General features: G+C 30.8%; 8 protein-coding genes. All 8 read right to left on the reverse strand.

Going from position 1 to position 4,841, the window contains the following annotated elements; translation table 11 throughout:
* A partial coding sequence (locus tag HMPREF9073_RS15915; protein WP_009413240.1) for a hypothetical protein occupies positions 1 to 203 on the reverse strand: 203 nt, incomplete at its 3' end.
* 55 nt (positions 204 to 258) lie between these two features.
* Positions 259 to 519: a hypothetical protein gene (locus tag HMPREF9073_RS06920; protein WP_009413241.1), complete on the reverse strand. Its 261-nt coding sequence runs from the start codon at positions 517 to 519 to the stop codon at positions 259 to 261.
* Positions 516 to 893, reverse strand: a complete 378-nt coding sequence (locus HMPREF9073_RS06925; protein WP_009413242.1) for a hypothetical protein — start codon at positions 891 to 893, stop codon at positions 516 to 518. The genes HMPREF9073_RS06920 and HMPREF9073_RS06925 overlap by 4 nt, the downstream gene beginning before the upstream one ends.
* A gap of 9 nt (positions 894 to 902) precedes the next feature.
* Positions 903 to 1,436, reverse strand: coding sequence for a hypothetical protein (locus HMPREF9073_RS06930; RefSeq protein WP_009413243.1), 534 nt, complete (start codon positions 1,434 to 1,436; stop codon positions 903 to 905).
* A gap of 16 nt (positions 1,437 to 1,452) precedes the next feature.
* Positions 1,453 to 2,454 (reverse strand): hypothetical protein, encoded by a 1,002-nt coding sequence (locus tag HMPREF9073_RS06935; protein WP_232212909.1) that lies wholly within the window; start codon positions 2,452 to 2,454, stop codon positions 1,453 to 1,455.
* Positions 2,455 to 2,609: 155 nt separating this feature from the next.
* Positions 2,610 to 3,215 (reverse strand): hypothetical protein, encoded by a 606-nt coding sequence (locus HMPREF9073_RS06940; protein ID WP_009413245.1) that lies wholly within the window; start codon positions 3,213 to 3,215, stop codon positions 2,610 to 2,612.
* A 152-nt stretch (positions 3,216 to 3,367) separates the two neighbouring features.
* Entirely contained in the window at positions 3,368 to 3,709 is a 342-nt protein-coding gene (locus HMPREF9073_RS06945) for a hypothetical protein (RefSeq protein ID WP_009413246.1), read from the reverse strand.
* Positions 3,710 to 3,860: 151 nt separating this feature from the next.
* The gene (locus tag HMPREF9073_RS06950) at positions 3,861 to 4,715 is read right to left on the reverse strand and encodes a hypothetical protein (protein WP_009413247.1); all 855 of its coding nucleotides are present in this window, start codon (positions 4,713 to 4,715) and stop codon (positions 3,861 to 3,863) included.
* Between the last annotated feature and the right edge of the window lie 126 nt (positions 4,716 to 4,841).

Genomic DNA, 4,841 nt, shown 5'->3' on the forward strand with positions numbered 1-4,841 from the left:
CCTACTTGATAGGAGAAAATATCACCTTCTATGGTTGGATTTTCAATAGGCACTAAAGTTTCATCACTATAAGGGGTTTTGTCGAGCATTACCTCCCCTTTTAGTAAACGAAAAACCTCTTCGCCAAAATTGATGTCTAACCAACCCGCTGATGGGGTATATTTTAATTGTATATTAGTTGCTTTTTTCTTTACGGTTCTCATTGTAGTTTTAATTAAAAATGTTTATCTAAACAATTCCTCTTGGGATAAAACCCTCTTATAATATAATATTCTTCTTCCCTCTTCCTATTTCTAGCAATCGCTCAAGAGTAGTTTGCAGTACCTTATTTAGTTTCAGCTGCCACTGATATTGATAATCTACAACAGGGTCATTTTCATCATCTAAATTTCTCCCTATTGTTTGTACATAGATAATACCATTTTCAACGTGATAATCTCCCATTGTATAACACTTCGTTGGTTCTGGGAAACGTTCAGTAAATTCATTTCTATATTTATTATAGTCTATCAATATCATTCTATTGAAATCACCAATACTAAAACTAAGTTTTTTTCTTCTAAAGTAATTTCGAAATATTCATCAATAGAATTTTTTACTATTTTGTTTTCATTCTTTAGTTTCTGAACTAACAGAGCTAAATCCATAGCTCCTTCTATAGTGGAACAGTCCATTTTATATAAGGTTTTCCCTACTTGATAGGAGAAAATATCACCTTCTATGGCTAGATTTTCAATAGGTACTAAAGTTTCATCGCTATAAGGGGTTTTGTCTAACATTACCTCCCCTTTTAGCAAACGAAAAATTTCTTCACCAAAATTGATGTTTAACCAACCAGCTGATGGGGTATATTCTAATTCTATAATACTTGCTTTTTTCTTTACGGTTCTCATTGTAGTTTTCTAAATATGGAAATAATAATGTTTAAAAATAGTATCGATATGGTAAAAATCTTCTAAATTACTTTCATTATAACCTTGTTGCTTTAAATCAACCTGTATTTTTCTCAGTAATTCCAACCAATAAGCAATAAAAACCTCTCTTTTGATATGAACAGTATCATTAGGAGTGTTCAGCTCAGGCAAAAGATGCTTTTTGTGTTTTAAAGCTGTCCAATAAGCACTAATGCAAAGCATATCATTGTAAGGTTTTATTATCCATTCTGCCATAAATACATTACTCCCCCAATGCACTTTTGTTTCGGATAAAGGTTGTTCATACATATCGTATAGCATTTTGACAATATCCCAATAAATATCGGCAACCTCATTGTGCATTTCTAAATCCAAAGCCACCCCATTCCATATCATACATAAGTTAGACGATTTATTTTTAGGATAGATAGTTTGCAAAGCCTCACTTACAGTACTATCCTCAACATCTCGTTTGTTTAACCCTTCAGCAGGAAAAGACTTTATTGAAAATAATTCTTTCATAAATTGTAAAAATATATTAGTTGTTCTTTTGTATGATTGTTTTAAGTTTGTCTAATAGATTCATAGCATATCCTCCTTGGGGCAAAACTTCTCTTATTTTAGAATGGCATAAAGCCCTTTTAAACTCCCAATCGAAAATAATAAGTGGGTGTGAAAACAAGAGTATAGAGAATTTTATATATTGCTGAAAATTATGCGCTTTTAAAAAGCCCAAAAAAGCTATGAACTCATCAGGAGTTTTAGCATACTTAAAAAGATAACTATCTATCAAGCATTCACTTTTATATTTAGTTTTAGCACTCCTGCAAACCTTGTTTTCTATAGTAGGAATTTCTTCTCCCATATAATCTCTCATATAATAATGAGAGGCGCTATTATCTTCATTATGAAAGCTAACTAACTTGTAAAAATCAATAGCTTTTGAAAGAGATAAGTATAGCTTCTCTCTATCCTCGTCTATCTCAAAAAACGTTTTTACAGCCTGCGAAAGCGTAAGCGTTTGCGCTTCAAAAATAGTATATACAATTTCTCTTAACAGATAATACAAGCACTCTATATCCTTTTTGGCTACTCGGTGATAACATTCTTTCTTGTTTTTTAACTCAAAGACAGCGGAAAACAGTTTTTCAAAAGCCTCTTTTATATCAATAGCTATGTTATCCATAAAATACCCTTGCTTTGTGAGTTGGTTACTATCTATAAAAGTTTCTCCGCAAGGGTTAAAGAACAATAAATACTTAAAGGCGTGTTCAGTATTCTCTTTTTTAAGTAACTGAATCAATGAAAAGAACTGTAACCTATCATTGATATAATGGTTGTCGTAGTAATAAAAGGCTCTTAAACAGACTTCTAAAAGAGAAAAGATATCCTCAAAACAAGAACGAGAAATCTCTGTTTGTAGTTTATTATATAAGGCATCGTTTTTCAGTGCATATAGCAGTTCATCGAGTTCTCTCTTTTTAGGCAGTGTAGCCAACAGAAAATCACCTTCCTCATTTTGGTAGTTTGTAATTTTCAAAAGTTCCTCTTTTTCTTCCTGCTGCTCCCCGCAAAACCTCAACAGGGAGAAATGCAATATCTTATTTAAGTCCATTTTTCTGAAATTTAGTGATGTTTTTTATATTTGCCTATAAATTCATAGGCTGCTGTTGTATTTTTAAAACTAATTTTGTTCTACCAAACAGTAAGAATTCCTTCTTCTGGTGAGATAGGAGCGATTTCTTTTATTTGTTGGTTATGATTACTAAATTTTCCTCCCCATCCTATTATAATATTTCCTTTCAAATAAACATCAATAATTTTTGTAAAAAAGAATGGATAATTCTCAATTTTTTCTTGAAAATAGATTTCCCTTAAAGTAGTAATAAAGACTTCTTTTAGGAGTAGATTGACATTTACATTATAAACAGAATCAAAATAAAGAGATTCGATTTTAGAAAAATCAAACTTTTTATTTTTAATATAATTTTTCACTATTAAATCAGTGACTCTATTCCAAGAATTATGTTCTTTTTTGTTGTGTAGAGATAAAAAAATCTGCCCCCTGAAGCCAACTTCTATAAAAAGGTTTTCCAAAGTCACAAAGCCTTTTATATCATTTCGATAAGACAACTGTTTTTCTACCTCATCTATTCCTGAAGAGAATTGATAATCAAAAGGAATATTGAAATCATTAACTTTTCCACAATTTCTAAACCATTTATTATCAATCATTTTTTCTGCCATTAACCTCATTTCAGATGTTAATTCTATTTTATTAAATAATTTTGAAAAAAACATAGTTATTGATGATGTAAGATTCTTTTAATATTTATATTATCAGCTTTATTCCCGCTGCTGGCGCGAGTCACATACTCGCTTGCAGGTATTCAGCGACTTTAGCTTGTGCCTTATCAATGAGGATTTAACAACACATCTGGAATATTACCTAACTAACAGTCTTCTTTCCAGTTTTCATATCCAACTATTAAATTATCTCTAATCTCTTCATTAGGACAAGAATTTATAAGGTTCTCATAGCTCTTCATCTGCTCTTCATTATTTAATTCTATAGTTTCTATTTTTGACAAGATTTCAAATTCTAAACCATAAAATCTTTTAGAAGGTAAAAAAGATAAAAGAGCATAACCAGTTTCTATAGAAATAGGTTCTTCTATTTCCATTAATAACTCTCTATATTTATTAGATAAATCAAGTACATCTTGAGAGTCATTATCCAGATCTTCATTTGGCATTTTGCCTAAAAGTTTAAGTTTTTCTAATGAATTTTTCATTTATTTAATTTATTTTTTAATGTAATCTTTCCCGCTGCTGGCGCGAGTCACATACTCGCTTACAAATATTCAGCGACTTTAGCTTGTGCCTTATCAATGAGGATTTAACAACACATCTGAAATATTACCCAATTTGTCGGTTTTCTATCCTCTAAAACCTAATTTCCCTTCCCCTTTCTAAAAGTGAGAGGATTTTCATTAATAAAACATCATCTTCAGGATGATAAGTAGCCAATGAAAGATCGGCGGTTGCCACCAATGTTTCCATTAGTTTATGAGGAATTATAGGTGTTTCAAACCCCATTTTTTTCCTTACCAATAGGTAACAAAATATCTCGTAAGGATATAAGTCTAAACAGCAAAATTCAGTATCAATCACTTTGTTACTCATTGCCGAGGAGCGAATAAGATGATTGTCACAAGCCTCTATCAATAAAGGCATTAACTCTTGATTAGATTTTTCAATATTCACTAATAATCGAACGTAAATACTATCCTCATTATCAAAATATTTTTCCAAAGAGGTAAAGTATTTTTTGTACAGCAAGTAAAGAAAACTTGTGTGAAAAGAATGTGTCACCATTGTTGTTTTCTCATACCTTAGAAACTCTTCAAATTTTGCCATTATAGTCTCCAGAATCTCATCCTTGCCCAAAAGCCGAGAAATTCCCATAGCATACCCAAATTTATAAACTAAAAAAGGAGTCGTTCGTGTATAGAAGTTTTGCAATTGAATATATTTATACATCCAATGGATCCCTTGCACTAATTTATTAACTCCTTTGCTTACTTCACCTTTTAGCAAATAATGTTGTGCAAATGCTTCTGCATTGGCTGTTAAACCTAAAGTTCTTAATAAACTTGCTTTGTTGTTTTCCAACAAATATTTATCCACAAAACTTTCTGTAAACTCATACTCTTCCTTTTCAGAAATATTTCTTTCTTTGTAAAACTTGATGAGTTTTTTTAATATTTTTGTAGTGTCTGTTTTTAATGATGGTTCCATTTTTTTAGCTTTATATTATTGTATTTCTGTTCCCTGCTGGCGCGAGTGTCTCACTCATAACTTATCAATGAGGATTTAATAATACATTTGATATATCACTTGTGTTTATCAAAATGTGTTAAAATT

Origin of the sequence: Capnocytophaga sp. oral taxon 326 str. F0382 (assembly GCF_000318295.1) — a bacterium.
Taxonomy (GTDB): domain Bacteria; phylum Bacteroidota; class Bacteroidia; order Flavobacteriales; family Flavobacteriaceae; genus Capnocytophaga; species Capnocytophaga periodontitidis.

Coding starts and splice junctions, on each gene's coding strand:
- HMPREF9073_RS06950 (WP_009413247.1), bottom strand. CDS start 4,715: ATGGAACCATCATTAAAAACAGACACTACAAAAATATTAAAAAAACTC.
- HMPREF9073_RS06925 (WP_009413242.1), bottom strand. CDS start 893: ATGAGAACCGTAAAGAAAAAAGCAAGTATTATAGAATTAGAATATACC.
- HMPREF9073_RS06920 (WP_009413241.1), bottom strand. CDS start 519: ATGATATTGATAGACTATAATAAATATAGAAATGAATTTACTGAACGT.
- HMPREF9073_RS06940 (WP_009413245.1), bottom strand. CDS start 3,215: ATGTTTTTTTCAAAATTATTTAATAAAATAGAATTAACATCTGAAATG.
- HMPREF9073_RS06930 (WP_009413243.1), bottom strand. CDS start 1,436: ATGAAAGAATTATTTTCAATAAAGTCTTTTCCTGCTGAAGGGTTAAAC.
- HMPREF9073_RS06945 (WP_009413246.1), bottom strand. CDS start 3,709: ATGAAAAATTCATTAGAAAAACTTAAACTTTTAGGCAAAATGCCAAAT.